Source organism: Bacteroidales bacterium (genome assembly GCA_021648725.1).
Lineage (GTDB): Bacteria > Bacteroidota > Bacteroidia > Bacteroidales > JAADGE01 > JAADGE01.
In genome coordinates this window covers 1-17,327 of sequence record JAKISF010000048.1, presented here as the reverse complement: position 1 = coordinate 17,327, position 17,327 = coordinate 1, and the positions used below count along the sequence as shown (strand labels likewise).

The following is a 17,327-nucleotide window of genomic DNA, read 5'->3' as shown; positions in this document are numbered from 1 at the left end:
CTCGTCTATCAGCTGTTCTTGTGCGCAAATATCCAAATCTGTAAATTGTGATTTTAATATAGCTATATCCATATCAGGTTTTTTTGTAAAAATAAACAATAATTCACAGAATACCTAAACCATAGCCAAAAGCAATTGTAACATACTGTAAGTCACTTATATTAATATTTCCTGAAAGTCCCTAATCAAAAATGATTTTAGTTTACAATATAAGTTATTGCTTTTTAAAATATTATTAATTATTCAAAAAAACTTAAATATTTACGATAGTGTCTTCTTCCACATAAAATATATATGCTTTTGTGTTAAGTTCATATACTTCTTCAATTAATTTTTTATATTCTGAAATTTGTTCTTTGTATTTTTCTTGTTGTTTTCCGAATTTAAAATCTATTACAATGGCTTTATTATCAGATATTAATACCCTGTCGGGGATTTTGATATTACCTTTTAAAGTTAAGAGGGCTTCTTCGTTTCTTACTTCATATTTGCTGCTGAACCATTCTTTAACCTGCGGATTACTTATAATTTTTGTAATCTTTTCTTTTAAATCAGCTTTTTCTTCTTTTGTAATATAACCGTTATAATACATTTTTTGCAAACTTGGTTCAATATCTTTTTCTGTTTTAATTTCGGCAAAAATTTGGTGCATTAATGTTCCGTAATTTACTTTTTCTTCAACGGCTTCAAGGCTTTCAATAAAAAAGTCTTCCGAACCGTAGTTTATTTTTACTTTATCTTGCCAGTTATTGTTCGGGTATTCTTTGCTTTCCGGTATTTCATTTATTTGTGTCTTTGGTTTGTCTTTATTTTCGGAATCGATATTTATTTTGTGATTTTCATTAATTAAAAATGTACCGTCAGATGTATTAAAGTATTTATTTAAATTAATATTGCTTTTGCAGTTCTCATCTTCAACAGGCTTATTTGAGTTTATTGCTTCATACAACAGCTGACCTACATCTTTTATATCTGTCTTATTATTAGGTTTATATGTTGAGAAGATATGTAATTCAGTTTTTGCTCTGGTAAAAGCAACATAAAGCATATTTAGTGCATCGGTATATGCAAAAAGTTTTTCGTTAAAATAATCTTTACTAAAAATTGTGTTTTCAAGGCTTTTAGAATAACGTACCGGTAAATATTTAAAACTGTTAAAGGGTGCTGTCTCCGAATGTGTCCATAATAAAGGCGAAGCTGTTCCCGTATGGTCAATGCCCCAATCGGCAAAAGGTAAAATTACGATATTAAATGCAAGACCTTTTGATTTATGGATTGTCATAACTTTTACGGCATCAACTTTATCTGAAATTTGAATTGATTTTGTTTTTCCTTTTTCATTCCACCATCTTAAAAATTCGGATAAATCTGAGTTTCTGTTTCTTGAAAAATCGGAAACTAAATTTTGAAATGATCGAAAATAGATAAATTCGTTTTTTTGTTTATTTAAATTGAAAATTCGTATTATTTCTTCGGTAAGTTCAAAAACAGATTTTTTTGAAAGTTTATTAGTGTCAGAAATAAATTGATTCGGAATTTTATTTTCCCAAGTTCCGTTTTTAACCGATAAGAAAACGTTGTTGTAATTTATTTCATAATTTGTTTTTATGTTTTGATATTCATAAATCATTTGTGCCAAGTTTAATTCATCAGATTTGTTATGAATGTATTTCATTGCACAAATAATAAGTTTTACCGAAGTAGAGTTTCCTATATATAAAGAGTCGTTGGAAATTATTTGATATTTTTCTGAGTTTTTATTATCGTTTTGATAATCAAGCAGTAAGTCGACAACTTTTTTTGCTTGCTTATTTTTTCTTACTAAAATTCCTATATCTTTCGGGTTATATTTTTTATTTTTTATTAAATTATCAATTAGTTTTGGGAAATTATCTTTTTCATTTTCATCGTCCTTTTTAATAAAATTTATTTGAATTTTTCCGCCTTTTTTGTCTTTGCTGTCAGGAACATCTTGACAATTTTTATCGTAGGCATCAACTAATATTTTATTATAATCTGCATTTGTAAGTTGATTTAATATTTCAGAATTATTAATGTTTTCAAGTTCTTTATTATATCTATTTTGCAATATCTCGGGAAGAATTTTAAAAATTGTATTATTAAACTTAATAATATTTTCTTTGCTTCTCCAATTAATTTCTAATGTTTTTTCTTCTGTTATATTTTCGCCTATATCTTTTTTCACTCCCTTCAGAAGCAACTTCCAATCTCCGCCTCTCCATCTGTAAATTGATTGTTTAATATCTCCGACAATAAGGTTGTATAACCCCTCGCTTAAAGAATTGCTAATGAGAGGCTTGAAGCTTTCCCACTGAAAGCCGGAAGTGTCTTGAAATTCATCTATTAATATATTTTTAAACCTGTTCCCGATTTTTTCATAAATAAAAGGAGCATCATTTTTACCGATAATTTTTTTCAACAATAAAGTTGTATCACTTATAAGAAGAAGGTTGTTATCATTTCTGTATTCGGGAAGAAAAGCTGCTGTATCATTTAAAATACCGAATGAATGGAAATTTTTTAAAACATGAATTGCCGAGTAATAAAGTTTATTTTCATTATTAAATATTTCAAAAAAGCGTTTTACTGTTTTAAGTAGTTTTTCATATACATTTTGTAGTGTATCTATTACATCCTGTGTTGCAGTTTTGTTATGCCAATTTTCAAAACCGTCAATAGATTCTTTTAATGCTTTTGTAATGTCATCATACTTTTTTTCAGGTATCTTTTTTAAAAAATGATTTGAAATTGTTCTGAACTTAGCTCCTTGAGTTTCATAATTTATTCCGAAACTATCAATTATAGATTTGTATTCGGCGGAAAGCTGATTCATCTTTTTTTCAAACTTATTTTTTATTGAGAGTAAAGATTCTTTTAACTTATTAAGCTTTTCTCTTTCATCTTCAACATTGAACTTATCGAAATAAAGTTCCTGAAACTTTTCTTTAAATATTTCTTTCGATAAAGTATTAATCTCCTCTCTGAAATCCCAGTTCCTGCCTTCATTTATTTTATGTTCCGCAAAAGTAATTAACCAATTTTGAAGATGCTTATTTTCTGAAATACTGTTGTATAATAACTCGGTTAAATCATTTATAACTTTATCTGTGTCAAGTTCAACATCATAGCCCGAATTTAAATTCATTTCATAAGAAAATGCTCTTATTACTTTTTGCACAAAACTGTCTATTGTGCTGACATTGAATAATGAATAATTATGCAAAATATTATCTCTGACTTTTATTGCACGATTTAACATATCTGTATCAAGTTTAAAATTCAAATGTTGTTTTATACTTTTAAAATGATTTGCTTTTTCTTTTAAATTAATAATACTGCTTAGTTCTTCTAATATCCTTGTTTTCATTTCTTCGGCAGCTTTATTAGTAAAAGTTACCGCAAGAATTTTACTGAAATTATTGGGAGATTCAAATGCGAGTTTTAAATAATTTTCAGTAAGTAAATATGTTTTTCCGGAGCCTGCAGAAGCCCTGTATATTTGAAGTTTATTCATAATTTATTAAATCAGTATGTTGAATTTAGATTTTTTTTCAGAAAATCAAATACATTTGTATTACAATCCAAAAATATAAAAAAAAGCAGATGTATCCTGATTTTTTGAATGATATTGATATTTGGTCGCCTGAAATTCTGGCTTTATTAATAGGAAGCGGTTTCCTAATCGGTGTGATTAATACACTTGCCGGCAGTGGTACTGCTATCGGATATGCAGTCTTTATGGCTTTGGGACTTCCGCCGAGCTGGGCAAACGGAACGGTTAGGATTGGTGTTATTCCGCAAACATTTGCTGCTGCTTTCAATTTCTACAAACACAAATTGCTTAATATTAAAAGTGCGTTGTACATTGCTGTTCCGATAACAATCGGCTCTGTTGCAGGTGCTCAAATAGCAGTAAGTATTGACCAAGAGGTATTTAAAAAGGTTATAGGTGTTGCAATGCTTATTCTTTTGTTTTTTATCTTCTTTAAACCTGAAAACCTGATTAAAAGTAAAAGCAAGGAAACAAAAGTTAAACATAAACTTTGGCATACGGTTTTATATTTTGCCATAGGTGCATACGGCGGTTTTATTCATGTAGGTGTCGGTATATTTTTATTAATTGCATTAGTTGCCGTTTCAGGTTATGATTTGGTAAAAGCAAACAGTTTAAAAGTATTTGTTGTTTTTATTTACACACCATTTGCATTGGCAGTTTTTATGATTCACGGTGAAGTTTATTATGCAATAGGCTTAATATCAGCTGTCGGAAATACATTAGGCGGTATTATTGCTTCAAATTTTGCAATAAAACACGGCACAGAACCTTTACGTTGGTTCTTAATTATTGTTATTGTTGTTTTTTCGGGATATTTATTCGGGTTTTTGAAATTATAAAAGATTTTTTTGATGTTTGTAAGATATAAACGTTTTTTTGTATTCAAAGTTTTATTTAAAAAGAAAATAGCTTAAATTCGCAACAAATTAAATTAAACTTTAAAAATAGAAAAAATGGAAAAAAAAATTAAACCTGTATTTATAATTATTGGTATAATTGTAGTAATTTTAGTAATGTTCGGTTCGGCAGTTTTTGTTACTTTGCAACCGGGAGAAAAAGGAATAATATTTAAAAAGTTTGCAGGAGGTTTAGATAAAGAACATGTTTACGGTGCAGGGTTTCATATTCTTGCACCTTGGAATGATATGATTGTATATGATGTAAGAGAACAAATTGTTGATGAAACAATGGATGTTCTTGACAAAAAAGGTTTGCCGATTTCAGTGGATGTATCTGTTAGATTTTACCCGATTTATAATAAAATCGGTGAACTTCATGAAAAATTCGGCGTTAAATACATTGATAAACTGGTAACTCCGGAGGTTCGTTCAACAGTAAGACAAGTAATGGGACGTTATACTGCAGAAGAAATTTATTCAACAAAACGTTCTGAGGTTGAAGCAGATATTATTCAAGAAACAGAAGCTGTTTTAAACAAACCTGAGAATAATATTCGTATGACAACGCTTTTGATTCGTTCAATAAATTTACCGACAGAATATAAAAGATCTATTGAAAACAAGGAAATTAAAAGACAAGAGGCATTAGCTTATGTATATATCTTAGAAAAAGAAGATGCTGAGGCAAAACGTAAAGTAATTGCTGCGAAAGGTGAATCTGAATCGAATAAAATAATCAACAATTCACTTACTACTAATCTGTTGAGAATGAGAGGAATTGAAGCGACCATTAAATTATCTGAATCTCCGAACAGTAAAACTATCATTATCGGCAGCGGTAAAGACGGTATGCCTTTAATTTTAGGAAATCAATAGAGTTAAAAGTTCAAAGCTATAAAGTAAAAAGTTAGCATGAAAGAACAAGTTTCTAAAATATGGTTTTTTATTAAGAAGTATAAATACATTATTACTTCGGTGTTTTTTATTGTTTGGATTTTCTTTATCGCTCAAACCGGTATTATGTTTAAATCAAAACTTAATGAAGAAATTAATTTCTTAGAGAAACGAAAAGCCTACTATGTTGAAGAAATTGAGAAGAATGAAAAATACTATCAAGATTTACTCACAAATCCGGCCACCAAAGAACGTTTGGCTCGTGAAGAGTATTTTATGAGTAAGGACAATGAGGACGTATTTATAATTGTTGATAAGACTGATAAATAACAGAAAAGCGAGTTAAATACTCGCTTTTTTTAATATTCTTTATTTATACGGTTCACCGAAATACATTAATTCCCAAATTGCTTTTTCGCTTGTGTGTTCTTCAATTAAACGATTATTTTTATAAACTTTAAGGTTTGCTTTGCCTGTCATTCTGTAATATGCAGGATTTAAGCCTGTTATTAATACGGCAAGCTTTCTTTTTAATCCGTTATGTATTAAAGCATCTAAAAGTTTCAGCTCCATTAAGTTCGTTTTCCGTATCAATGAATATTCATATTTATAATCTTCATTTTCAGGTTTATAAATAAACTTTAATTCATCACTTACCGGTCGTTCTCCGGCTTTATTCATTTTTCCGTAAGTTCTGTATAGTTTTACGTTTAAGCCTTCGTCAGCAATCGTTTTTCCGTCTTTTGAAAGATTAAAAACAATAATCGGTTCGCTGTCGTATTCTTCAACGGAAATAAGTTCGGCAGCAATTACGGTGTAAGGTCCGAGTTCAGACCTAGACCAATACCAATGGTTTATAACTTCTGCCATATTTGCGTTTCCGAAGTTGTGGTCGTGATAACAAGAGCCTTTTAAATTGTATGTTTTGCCTTTGTAAGTGTAATTGATTTCAGCTTTGCCTTGCGGAATCGGAACCAACCAAGCAAATTCTTTTCCCGAATTTCCGTAAATGAAATGACCGGTTTTCGGTCGCCAACTTTCTGTGGTTCTTTTAATTACAGCATCAATTTGTAATTCATCATCTTTAAAATAAATTTCATAGTTTTTTAAATTTCCTCTGAAATAGTTTTTCCCGATAACAACATTACAGCTGTCTTTCGATGCCAAAAATTCATCAACTTCTCCGTAATGTGCTTTTTTAATGCTTGTTCCGTCAGGTCGGTCAATATTTATCGATATGAACGGGATTAAGTCTTTTTTTATTTCGGTGAAAGGTTTTGTGTAAAAAACAATTACAACGGTTGTTCCGTCATCGAGATGTGCATCAAAATACCACCATTCGTAAGTTCCTCTTTGTCCGTTGGTTCTGATACCGTCTTCCCAAAGTTCGGGAATATTGCCGGGGTTTAGTTTATACTTTTCGTAATCATCGGAAACGTAGGCTGTTTTGTTTTGGGCAAAGATGTTTACTGTTATAAAAATTAAGCTTATTGTGATAATTAAGTTATTCATGGCAATTATTTTTTGTATTTATTATTAACAGTTTCACTTAAAGTGAAACCGTCAAAAGAGTTTCATACTTTTATTAAAACGACAATCTCATTTGTTTTTTTTCTTCTTCAATATCTGTCAACATTTCTTCAATGTTTCCGGCAGGATATTCGCCTGTAAAGCATGCCGTGCAAATTGACAGTTCTTTAAAAAGTTTCGGCAAATCTTCGGGTTTAAGGTAAAATAAGGCATCAGCTCCGATAAACGTACAAACTTCATCTATATTCAAATTTGAAGCAATCAGTTCTGTTTTTGCAGACATATCAATTCCGTAAACGCAAGGATTAACAACGGGAGGAGCCGCCGATACAAAATAAACCGCTTTTGCTCCCGCCTCTTTCAAAACTTGTACGATTCTCTTTGAAGTTGTTCCTCTTACAATAGAATCATCTACAACGACAATTTTTTTTCCGTTAATGGCTTTTTTAATCGGGTTAAGTTTTTGTTTTACGATATTTTCGCGCTCGCTTTGCTTGGGTGCAATAAAACTTCTGCCGATATAATTACTTTTTACCAAACCTCTGTGATACGGGATTTCCAAAGATTCAGCCAAACCGGATGCAGCAAAATATCCGGATGCGGGAACATCAATAACGACATCGGGTTTTAAACCGGCATCTTTAATTTGCTTTGCGATAAAATTTCCCATTCTTACACGTCTTCCGGCAACATTTTTATTGTAAAAAATAGAATCTTCTCTTGCAAAATAAATATATTCGAAAGAGCAGAAATGCTGTTTCTTTGCATATCCGATTGTTGAATGCACTTTATTATTATTATCTATAAAAATAATTTCGCCGGGAAGAAGATTTCTGACAATCTCATAACCGAGATGGTCAAAAGTTATGCTTTCAGATGCGAGACCGTAAACAACGCCTTTTTTAGTCACTTTTTTTCCGAGAATCATCGGTCTTATACCGTTTGGATCCATAAATCCGAGCAAACCGTAGTTGGCTATAACAGAGATAACCGCATAAGCTCCTTCGATTTTTTCTTGGGTAAGTTTAACTGCATCAAAAATGTCTTTAATTTCAATTTTTTTAAGGTCTTTGGTTTTGAGTTCTGCGGCAAAGGTATAAAGCAAAATTTCCAAATCGTTTGAAGAAGTCGGCAATACATGATAATCGTTATACAATGCCTTATTCATCTTCTTAAAATTAGTCACATTTCCGTTGTGTACCATTGAAATTCCGAAAGGATAATTTGTTGTAATCGGTTGTGCATTAAGGATGTCGCCTGTTCCGTGGGTTGTGTATCTAACGTGTCCGATACCTACTTTTCCGCAAAGTCTTTCCATGTGTTTTTCATTAAAAACTTCATTGACTAAACCAAGCCCTTTTTTAGTATGAAAAATATCTTTAAAGGTTACGATGCCTGCACTGTCTTGTCCTCTGTGTTGCAGAGTTAACAAACCTGACATAATATCGTAAACTATTTTTTCTTCGCCTATGAAACCGACTATTCCGCACATATTATTTTGTTGAAAGTTTTTAAAGTTAAAAGTATAAAGTTTGTAAAGTTCGTAAAGTTAAAAGGTTAAAGTTTTAAAGTGAAAATTCTTTTTAGTGTTTCAGGATAAAATTTATGCTCAACGTTCAGTCCTCTTTTTTCGACTTCTTCCAAAGTGTTACAGCCCAGCAAATTTACTGTTTTTTGTGCAATTATTTTTCCGGTGTCAACGCCTTCATTCACGTAGTGAACCGTTATTTTTGTTTCTTGCATTTTATTTTTAAAAGCCCACTCGTATGCGTGTAATCCTTGATGCAGATTTGTATCTGCCGGATGGATGTTTATTATTTTTTCGGAATATCTTTTCACGAAAACATCGGATAAAATTCGCATATAGCCGGCAAGAATGATGTAATCAAATTCATATTCTGAAAGCAAATTAATCACTTCATTGTCAAATACTTCTCTACTATTACCTTTTGCAAGGATTGACGCTGTCTCAATACCGTATTTTTTTGCCGTTTCTAATCCTTTTGCATCTTTTTTATCAGAAAAAATCAATACCGGTTCAGCAATTCCTTTAAGAATACCGTTTTGGATTTCTTTCAGTATGGATTCCATATTAGAGCCTCTGCCGGATATGAAAATTATTATTTTTGTCATTTACTTCTGTCTTTAACCATTAAGAAGTTAAGAATAATTAAGTTTTATCTTAATGTAACTTAATACCTTAATGGTTATATAAAATATTTATTAATTCTTTTACCAATATCGTTTCTGTAAAACATATCTGTAAAACTAATTTTATTTGCTTCATTATAAGTCTTTTCTAATGCTTCATTTAAAGTTTTGCCTTTGCACACTACATTTATTACTCTTCCGCCGTTTGTAAGAATTTTATCGCCTTCTTTTTTAGTTCCTGCATGGAAAATTAAAGTATCTTTTTCAATATCTTGTAAACCCGTAATTTCATATCCTTTTTTATAAGCTTTCGGATATCCGCCTGAAACCAGCACAACATCGGCAAAATAATCATCTTCAAATTCAAAAGTAATATTTTTTAATTCGCCGGACAAGCAAGCATCCACAACTTCATACAAATCATTTTTTAAAGCCGGTAATAAAACTTCGGTTTCCGGATCTCCGAAGCGTGCGTTGTATTCCAATAAATATGGCTCTGTATCTTTTACCATTATTCCGAAATAAATCATGCCTTTATAATTCATATTTTCGGTTTGTATTCCTTTAAGAGTGGGATTTACGATTTTATTTTTAATTTTTTGCATTAATTCATTGCTGATACCGTCCACCGGGCTGTATGCTCCCATTCCGCCGGTGTTGGGTCCTTTGTCTCCGTTGAGAAGTTGTTTGTGGTCTTGTGATGTTTGCAGGAGTTTTATTGTTTTGCCGTCGGTAAAACCTATAATTGAAATTTCATCACCTTTAATTTTATCTTCGATAATGAAATCTACGTTCTCTCCGTATGCTTTTTCAAGTTCTTCCAATGCTTCGTTTGCTTCATCAATTGTCGAACATACAAAAACACCTTTGCCGGCTGCCAGGCCATCAAATTTTATGACTAAATCGCCGAGTTTTTTTGCCGTAAAGTATTTTGCATCATTTGTATTATTAAAAATCTTAAAATCTGCCGTTGCAATACCGTATTTTTGCATAAACTGTTTCGCAAAAATCTTTGATGCTTCTAATTGTGCGGATTTTTTATCGGGACCGAAAACTTTTATGTCTTTTTCTTTGAAGTAATCTACAATACCGGCTGCCAAGGGTTGTTCGGGACCGACAAAAATCATATCAATGGAATTATACATGCAAAAACGCTCAACTTCCTCAAAATCATTCACATTCACGGTATGACTGTTAGGAATACCGCCGTTACCGGGAAGTGTAAACACATTTTCCCAAGATAATGTTTGAGCAAATTTCCATGCTAATGCGTGTTCTCTGCCTCCGGAGCCGATTATTGCTGTTTTCATAATTACATTGTTATTTATATAAACCTTATTTTTATATTTTTAACCTTAATACAAATAATTATAATGTGGAACTAAAACCTTATTACCATATTTTAGAATTTGCAATGTTTTCTCATAAAATTCAATAAACTTATCATACTCTTCTTTAAATGTAACTTTTCTGTGATGTTCTTTTTGATTTAGAATATACTTACAAACTTTATCAACTTCTCTTTTTGAAACAGAAAATGCAGAAGCTGTTTCTTGCCATGCAAAGCTACCTTTTACTAACTTCTCTTTGTTGATAAACTTTTCAGAACTCTCTGCAATAATATCTGCGAGATATTCTTCTGATATATTTGGTGCACGAGATACAAAAAAATGAATATGTTCAGGATTTGCATAAATTGCATATAACCTGCAATTGTAATTTTTTACAACTCCCGTTATGAACTTTTCTATTCGTTCTCTGTTCTTTTTAGGTATAACGGGCTCTCTGTGTAATGTCGTGAAAACAAAATGTGTGTATAAATTTTTGTATTCTATTTTCATTTTTTACGGTTTGATATTTATTTAATTAAGATAATAGTTTACTTCTTTTTAAAAATTTCTAATCTATTTTTTATTTCTTCAATTACCTTCAAAACATTTCCATTTTTAATATGAACATCTAAAAATCCTTGTGTAAATTTTTCAGCTCTGCCAAAAACAGTCATGAACCGACATAAATCGATGAAATCACTTTCACTAACATCAAAATTTCTTCCCTCTAAATTATTTTTTCCTTCATTCCAATTCATCCAATCAAAATCTATCATAACAACACCTATTTCATGAATAAGTACAATAAATTTTGAAATTAAATTATCAATATTTCCAGGGGTTTGAATTTCCGGAACCAAATCAAACAACTTTTCCCATTTTTTATAATACATACTTTCTATATTCCAAGTTATACAATTTAAAACACCTCCATATTCAGCTATTGTATTTGAATTAACAAGAATAATATTATGATTTGGATAAACTTCTTTAATTTTCCTAATAACTTCATTATCCGTTTCAACAAAACCAAACTGGGGTAACAGAATACTATTTCCAATTTGAGCAAAATTAATATATACTCCTTTTGCAGTAAAATCACCTTCATCATTTTGTTCTGCAACTTCTTGTGAAGGAAATTCAATTATTTTTATTCCTGACTTTTCAATTCTTTTAATTGCTTTATCCATTTTTCTTCTCCATGTATCAGAATAATACGAATAATCTGCAACAAGAAGCTTACTGTCATTAACAAATCTAACCATTCCGTCTGCATGACCCGTGAAATCATAAGGTAATTTTGGGATGATAAAAACATCAATTACATTTAATTTTTTTGAAAGTTCTTCTAAAATTGATTTTTCAGTTAAATCAGGATTTTCATTAAATATTATATCAGTTATAATTACATAAGATTTTGATTTAACAATATTACCTCCGTCAATTATCAAATTTGATTTTTGTATATTAATTATTTCAGGTAATTCGATTTCACTTTGGTTTGTTAAAAGATTATTATATTTCTTACTCATTAAATAATTGGGAGAGAAAGTAAATTGAATAAAATTTGTTTCAGAAACTTGAACAGGCATATAATCTCTGCACCAAATATCTTTTGTATTTTCAATAAATCCATATTGGATATTGTTATCAATCAATTCTAATTCTAACTCTTTCCAAAATACTTTGTATTTGTCTTCTTTTTTAAGTATTGAACTAAAATATACGATATTGGTTTCTTGGTCTGTTATCATAGCTTCTCTGATTTCTGTTTAATTTCGGTTTTTATTGATTTTGATATGTCTAATTCACCTAAATCTGTTAAATATCTATAATATTTATTATGAAAATCTTTATGATGAATTTTATTAGGCAAATGTCTGAATGTTTTAATTATTTCATAATCATCTTCATTCCTATTATCAATCTTTAAGACATTTTCATCATATACCTTTCCAAACTTTTCAAATACCCTCATAAGTATCTTTCTTGGACCATTAATATATTTTTTTTCCTTTTCTCCAATACTATTGACTTGTTTTAAGCCTCTTAATAAAATACCTCCATCATAACCTTGCCCACTTTGCAAAGTAATATCTATTCCCTGATTATGAAACCTCCACTCACCGACCTCCCTATCATGTTCATGAGTATATTTATCTGGATGATACTTTTCATGAAAATAATAAAATTCTATTTCAGTTATTTCAAATTGAATATCATTTACAATTAATAGACTTTTTCTTAATAGCTCTAATGCAATCCTGTCAAAACTTTTTTCAACATCTTTATTGTCAATTGAATAGTCCATATATTTTCACTTTATTTATAAGGTAATAAGGTTTTAATTGTTTGGTTATATTTTTCTATTAAGGTTGTTACAAAAATATAAGGTTTTCTGTATTTAATTCCGAATCTCCCCGTCATCCTTAATCAAACCCTCTTTCATCTCATGAATATCCTTTGCCATTTGTTGTTTGAATTGCGGAATATTTAGCGAACGAATTGCTGCCAATGCTGCATTATCCGGATGCACAGTTGTTACTGCCGGCGTGTTCGAAGGCATTATCAACGATGAATTGATGTTCAGCATAATGTCTGTTTTATCCGAAAACGGCGGACAGTTTATTACAGGAACATTGAGATTTGCAGCCAAGGCACCGCCCAGTCCGTTGGAACGCCCGGCAATGGCAATTACTGCAATCGGCTCAATACTGTGATTAAATTGCTCTGCAACAGCTACTAAACGTTCTCCGTTTTTGTGAGCTGAAATTACACGCATTTCAATATCAATATCAAATTTTTCTAAATGGGATTTAATCTTATCGGCATGTTTAATATCTGATTTTGAACCCATTATCATTGCCACATATCCGTGTTTTATGTATCCTTTACGCAATAAGTTTTGATATATTCGACTTGTAACGTCAAAGTTTGAAATGGGAAGTTCTTCTCCTGTAATGTCTTTAAAAATTTCTTTGTATCGTTTTGATGTTTCTTCAATTACTTCTTTCGGGAGTATATCCGGAGTTTTGCCTTTTATCTTGTTTTTTAACATCCATTGCCTTACAAATTCTTTATCTGCCTGAACAACATATTCAGGTGATTTGTCGTAATCGTCTTTTTTCCAAAATCTTGACGAATCGGGGGTGTGTATTTCATCCATTAAAATAAGTTCGCCTTCGTAAAACCCGAATTCATATTTTGTATCTACGAGAATAATGCCTTTTTCTTCGAGAAAATCAGAACCGAATTTAAACAGTTTTAATGAAATTTCTTTCATTTTTCGGTAAGTCTTTTCATCAACCAGACCTGTTGTAATTATTTCTTTTTCAGTAATTTCGCTGTCATTTTCGTCTTTTGTGGTAGGCGTTAAAATCGGTTCGGGGAACTTTTGATTAGAAGTTAATCCGTCAGGCACTTCTGCACCGCTGAAAACTCTTTGTCCCTTTTGATAGCCCCGCCACATTGAGCCGGTAATATAAGCTCGCACAATCATTTCAACTTTAATGGGCTGACATTCTTTTACTATGCTTATGTTATCATCAATTTGTTCGATGAAATGATTCGGAATGATGTGTTTTGTTTTTTCGAACCAAAAGTTTGTAAGCGTATTCAACACTGCTCCTTTATGCGGTATTGCACTGTTTTTCAGATTTTTGTTAAATGCAGAAATTCTGTCTGTTACGACAATCATTCGTTTTTTATCGTCAATTCGGATGCTGTCGCGCACTTTGCCTGCGTGGATTTTTTTTAATTGAGGACTTTCGAATTTTTCTAATGTGTTTGTCATCGGACGCTGATTTTTATGATTTATTTATTAGTTAAAAGGTAAAAGTAAAAAGGTGAAAGGTAAAAGTATGATTGTTTTCATTTTTAAAGAGTTTTAATTAGACCGGATAATAATTTTGATATTTCAATAGTTAAAGAATATAATTTATTGAAATTTTCTTGATTCATTTTGTTTAAATCTTTTGCAAGATACAACATTGACCTGACTTCCGCACAAGAACCTTTTGCAACAAAAAGAAAATACATGAATTCATTATTAGATTTTCTTTCAAAACCTTCGGCAATATTATTCATAATTGAAACAGATGCTCTTTCAATTTGATTTTTGAAACCGAAATCTTTATGTTTTTCAAATAGTTTATATATATCTAAAACTAAAATTTTACTTTTTTGCCAAGAAATTATATCTTCAAACTTGTGTATTCCCATAACTTTTCCCTTTATACTTTTTCCTTTTTATCTGATGTTAGTGTTTAAAATGTCGTATTCCGGTAAATATCATACTTATACCGAGTTTATTACAAGTTTTAATTACAGATTTATCACGAATTGAACCGCCGGGTTGAACGATTTTCGTAATTCCGTTTGCAGCTGCAAGTTCAACATTGTCAGGAAAAGGAAAAAATGCATCTGAAATTAATATTACGTCTTTAATTTCTTCTTTATAAAATACTTCAAAATCTTCTTCTTTACCTTTAAAATCTTGCCTGATAAATTCTTTTGTTTTTATAAGAGCTAATTCGGTTGAAATTAACCTGTTAGGTTGCCCTGCACCCATTCCCGTAAGGTAAAAATTTTCGTTTTTTTCTTTTACGATTGCAATTGTGTTGGATTTTATATTTTTAATTGCATTCAAACCAAACTCAATTATTGCTTTGTTTTTATCGATATCAAACTCTGTTTCGGTAACGGTTTCCAATTTATCATAAAGTTTATTGTCAATATCCTGACTTAACAAAGTTCCGTTTATGAAACGAAGGTCTTTATATTTGGGAAGTTTGCTCATATCGTATTCGATAACTCGCAGATTTTTATGATTTTGAAGATATTTTAAAGCATCTTCTTCAATTTTCGGTGCTATAATTACTTCAATAAATTTTCGTTGTGATTTGTCGGGGTTTGTAAGTTCAAAAAACTCAACTGTTTCTTTAACTAATGTTGTGTTAAATGCTATAATTGAGCCGAATGCGGAAACAGGGTCGCCTTGCCAAGCTTTTTCCAGAACTTCTCTTTGATTTTTGCCTTGTGCCAATCCGCAAGGGTTTGAATGTTTTACAACGGCACAGGCAATTTCGCCTAAATCTTTAACGGAATTTACCGCCCCTGAAATATCAAGTATATTATTGAACGACAACTCTTTGCCATTGAGAATATTCATATCGTGATATGTATTTTCGGCTTCTTTCATACGGAAAAAGTGAGCTTTTTGATGTGAATTTTCACCGTAACGTAATGTTTTGCCTTCCTTAAAGTTTAATCTGAAAGAAATTTTGTCTGTTTGTGCATCCATTACTTGTGCAATCATTGCATCGTAATCGGCAGTGTGGTTGAATGCTTTTGCCATAAGTTCTTTTCTGTATTCGTAAGAAGTTACACCTTTGTTACTTTCAAATTCGTCAATAAAATTTTGATAATCTTCAATTTGCGTAAGAACATTTACATATTTGAAATTTTTTGCAGCCGCACGTATCATTGTGGGACCGCCTATGTCGATGTTTTCTATTAATGTTTCAAAGTCGGCACCTTGCTTCATAACTTTTTCAAAAGGATAAAGGTTACAAACCACTAAATCAATGGGTTTTATGTTGAGTTTTTCTGCTTCTTCGGCATCTTTTTCACGGTCAAAAAGTAATGCGCTTTCTATGTTGAAGGAAATTGTTTTCATACGTCCGCCGAATGCTTCGGGATTTCCGGTAACGGAAGAAATATCGGTTACTTCAATTCCTGCATCTTGCAAAGTTCTTTTTGTTCCTCCGGTTGAGATTATTTCTACATTGTATTTTTTCAGAACTTTTGCAAAATCGGTTATTCCTGTTTTGTCGGATACGCTTAAAAGGGCTGTCTTAATTTTCATTAGTTTTATATTTAGTTATAATAGTACACTGATTTTTATGAAAGTTTATGATAAAAAATCTTAATATAATCATAATAATCAGCGTTCTATATGTTTAATAATGTTATCAAAGATTGCTTGTCCCGTGTTTTCTCGTTTTATTTCTTTTCCTTCTTGTTTTAATTTTGCCCAATTCGGGTGGTTATAAAAACTCAAAAATGCTTCGGGGTGCGGCATAAGTCCGAAAATTTGCCCCATAGGGTCGGTTAATCCGGCAATGCTGAATTCTGCTCCGTTGGGGTTTTTTGGATATTCATCGGTTATTTTTCCGTTTTTATCGGCATATTGCAAAGCAATAAGATTATTATCTTTAATTTGTTTTCTTGTTGCATCGTCTTTAATTACCAATTTCCCTTCTCCGTGACGCACGGGAACAGGCAATAAATCAATGTTTTTTAAAAACGGTGTTTTAACGTCGGAATTGACTTTGCAATATACCCAACGATCTTCGTATTTATTTGAGTTATTGGCAACTAATGCAACTTCGGGTTCGTAATCGTTTTTTAAATTCGGAAGAAGTCCGAGTTGAACAAGTATCTGAAAACCGTTGCAAATTCCGAGAATGTATTTTCCGTCTTTTATGAATTTATCAATTTCTTCAATAAAGGTCTGTCCGCTTTGCATCTTCTTATATTTCACCTTGTTGGACATTACTTTTCCGGAAGCAATATCATCACCGAAAGAGAAACCGCCCGGAAAATTCAGTATATCGAAGTCGTGCAGATTGTATGTTCCGTTTAAAATTTCATTGAAATGAACTATTGTTACTTCTGCACCTGCATTTTTGTATGCAGCTCCCATTTCTATTTCGCAGTTTATTCCGAAGCCGGTTAGTATTAAACTTTTAGTCATATTTCTTTTTTATTTTTACCATTAAGAAGTTAAGAATAGTTAAGTTTTTTTCTTAATATTACTTAATTCTACTTTACGAAGTTAAAAAAATGCTCGAAATAATGAAAAAAAGTTGTTAGTTTGATTGTAAATTGTTAATTTAGAACAAATTATACAAGCTATTAATATCGCTGATTTTATTTGATAAA

The 17,327-nt window shown here is 31.0% G+C and carries 15 protein-coding genes; 3 read left to right on the top strand and 12 right to left on the bottom strand.

What is annotated here, in order from left to right; genetic code table 11:
* Positions 1–253 precede the first annotated feature (253 nt).
* Complete coding sequence (locus tag L3J35_13015) at positions 254–3,535, bottom strand: UvrD-helicase domain-containing protein (protein ID MCF6367104.1); 3,282 nt, start codon at positions 3,533–3,535, stop codon at positions 254–256.
* A gap of 89 nt (positions 3,536–3,624) precedes the next feature.
* On the opposite strand from L3J35_13015, the gene L3J35_13010 reads away from it, so the two are divergent.
* The 3 genes from L3J35_13010 to L3J35_13000 all read left to right on the top strand — a co-directional run bounded on the left by L3J35_13010 (position 3,625) and on the right by L3J35_13000 (position 5,700).
* Positions 3,625–4,416, top strand: a complete 792-nt coding sequence (locus L3J35_13010; protein ID MCF6367103.1) for a sulfite exporter TauE/SafE family protein — start codon at positions 3,625–3,627, stop codon at positions 4,414–4,416.
* 114 nt (positions 4,417–4,530) lie between these two features.
* Positions 4,531–5,352, top strand: a complete 822-nt coding sequence (locus L3J35_13005; protein ID MCF6367102.1) for a prohibitin family protein — start codon at positions 4,531–4,533, stop codon at positions 5,350–5,352.
* Positions 5,353–5,388: 36 nt separating this feature from the next.
* Positions 5,389–5,700, top strand: coding sequence for a septum formation initiator family protein (locus L3J35_13000; protein ID MCF6367101.1), 312 nt, complete (start codon positions 5,389–5,391; stop codon positions 5,698–5,700).
* A 39-nt stretch (positions 5,701–5,739) separates the two neighbouring features.
* On the opposite strand, the gene L3J35_12995 is transcribed toward L3J35_13000, so the two are convergent.
* The 11 genes from L3J35_12995 to L3J35_12945 form a co-directional block, all read right to left on the bottom strand.
* The gene (locus L3J35_12995; GenBank protein MCF6367100.1) at positions 5,740–6,882 is read right to left on the bottom strand and encodes a hypothetical protein; all 1,143 of its coding nucleotides are present in this window, start codon (positions 6,880–6,882) and stop codon (positions 5,740–5,742) included.
* 73 nt (positions 6,883–6,955) lie between these two features.
* A complete protein-coding gene (gene purF, locus L3J35_12990) occupies positions 6,956–8,392 on the bottom strand; it encodes an amidophosphoribosyltransferase (GenBank protein ID MCF6367099.1) in 1,437 nt (478 codons plus the stop codon).
* 65 nt (positions 8,393–8,457) lie between these two features.
* The gene (gene purN / locus L3J35_12985; GenBank protein MCF6367098.1) at positions 8,458–9,033 is read right to left on the bottom strand and encodes a phosphoribosylglycinamide formyltransferase; all 576 of its coding nucleotides are present in this window, start codon (positions 9,031–9,033) and stop codon (positions 8,458–8,460) included.
* A 74-nt stretch (positions 9,034–9,107) separates the two neighbouring features.
* A complete protein-coding gene (purD, locus tag L3J35_12980) occupies positions 9,108–10,361 on the bottom strand; it encodes a phosphoribosylamine--glycine ligase (GenBank protein ID MCF6367097.1) in 1,254 nt (417 codons plus the stop codon).
* A 45-nt stretch (positions 10,362–10,406) separates the two neighbouring features.
* Complete coding sequence (tnpA, locus tag L3J35_12975) at positions 10,407–10,892, bottom strand: IS200/IS605 family transposase (protein ID MCF6367096.1); 486 nt, start codon at positions 10,890–10,892, stop codon at positions 10,407–10,409.
* A 38-nt stretch (positions 10,893–10,930) separates the two neighbouring features.
* On the bottom strand, positions 10,931–12,136 hold the full coding sequence (locus L3J35_12970) for an agmatine deiminase family protein (protein MCF6367095.1): 1,206 nt from the start codon (positions 12,134–12,136) through the stop codon (positions 10,931–10,933).
* Positions 12,133–12,693 (bottom strand): hypothetical protein, encoded by a 561-nt coding sequence (locus tag L3J35_12965; GenBank protein MCF6367094.1) that lies wholly within the window; start codon positions 12,691–12,693, stop codon positions 12,133–12,135. The genes L3J35_12970 and L3J35_12965 overlap by 4 nt, the downstream gene beginning before the upstream one ends.
* Positions 12,694–12,786: 93 nt before the next feature.
* The gene (locus tag L3J35_12960; GenBank protein MCF6367093.1) at positions 12,787–14,175 is read right to left on the bottom strand and encodes a phosphoribosylaminoimidazolesuccinocarboxamide synthase; all 1,389 of its coding nucleotides are present in this window, start codon (positions 14,173–14,175) and stop codon (positions 12,787–12,789) included.
* 83 nt (positions 14,176–14,258) lie between these two features.
* The gene (locus L3J35_12955; protein ID MCF6367092.1) at positions 14,259–14,603 is read right to left on the bottom strand and encodes a four helix bundle protein; all 345 of its coding nucleotides are present in this window, start codon (positions 14,601–14,603) and stop codon (positions 14,259–14,261) included.
* Positions 14,604–14,640: 37 nt separating this feature from the next.
* Complete coding sequence (gene purH / locus L3J35_12950; protein ID MCF6367091.1) at positions 14,641–16,248, bottom strand: bifunctional phosphoribosylaminoimidazolecarboxamide formyltransferase/IMP cyclohydrolase; 1,608 nt, start codon at positions 16,246–16,248, stop codon at positions 14,641–14,643.
* Between the two features lie 78 nt (positions 16,249–16,326).
* Complete coding sequence (locus L3J35_12945) at positions 16,327–17,139, bottom strand: phosphoribosylformylglycinamidine synthase subunit PurQ (protein MCF6367090.1); 813 nt, start codon at positions 17,137–17,139, stop codon at positions 16,327–16,329.
* Positions 17,140–17,327: the final 188 nt, after the last annotated feature.

Excerpts from the sequence above, each read along its gene's own strand:
- L3J35_12970 (MCF6367095.1), bottom strand. The coding sequence starts at position 12,136 with ATGATAACAGACCAAGAAACCAATATCGTATATTTTAGTTCAATACTT.
- purF (MCF6367099.1), bottom strand. The coding sequence starts at position 8,392 with ATGTGCGGAATAGTCGGTTTCATAGGCGAAGAAAAAATAGTTTACGAT.
- L3J35_12960 (MCF6367093.1), bottom strand. The coding sequence starts at position 14,175 with ATGACAAACACATTAGAAAAATTCGAAAGTCCTCAATTAAAAAAAATC.
- L3J35_12995 (MCF6367100.1), bottom strand. The coding sequence starts at position 6,882 with ATGAATAACTTAATTATCACAATAAGCTTAATTTTTATAACAGTAAAC.
- L3J35_12945 (MCF6367090.1), bottom strand. The coding sequence starts at position 17,139 with ATGACTAAAAGTTTAATACTAACCGGCTTCGGAATAAACTGCGAAATA.
- L3J35_13010 (MCF6367103.1), top strand. The coding sequence starts at position 3,625 with ATGTATCCTGATTTTTTGAATGATATTGATATTTGGTCGCCTGAAATT.
- purN (MCF6367098.1), bottom strand. The coding sequence starts at position 9,033 with ATGACAAAAATAATAATTTTCATATCCGGCAGAGGCTCTAATATGGAA.
- L3J35_13005 (MCF6367102.1), top strand. The coding sequence starts at position 4,531 with ATGGAAAAAAAAATTAAACCTGTATTTATAATTATTGGTATAATTGTA.
- L3J35_12955 (MCF6367092.1), bottom strand. The coding sequence starts at position 14,603 with ATGGGAATACACAAGTTTGAAGATATAATTTCTTGGCAAAAAAGTAAA.
- purD (MCF6367097.1), bottom strand. The coding sequence starts at position 10,361 with ATGAAAACAGCAATAATCGGCTCCGGAGGCAGAGAACACGCATTAGCA.
- tnpA (MCF6367096.1), bottom strand. The coding sequence starts at position 10,892 with ATGAAAATAGAATACAAAAATTTATACACACATTTTGTTTTCACGACA.
- L3J35_13000 (MCF6367101.1), top strand. The coding sequence starts at position 5,389 with ATGAAAGAACAAGTTTCTAAAATATGGTTTTTTATTAAGAAGTATAAA.
- L3J35_12965 (MCF6367094.1), bottom strand. The coding sequence starts at position 12,693 with ATGGACTATTCAATTGACAATAAAGATGTTGAAAAAAGTTTTGACAGG.
- purH (MCF6367091.1), bottom strand. The coding sequence starts at position 16,248 with ATGAAAATTAAGACAGCCCTTTTAAGCGTATCCGACAAAACAGGAATA.
- L3J35_13015 (MCF6367104.1), bottom strand. The coding sequence starts at position 3,535 with ATGAATAAACTTCAAATATACAGGGCTTCTGCAGGCTCCGGAAAAACA.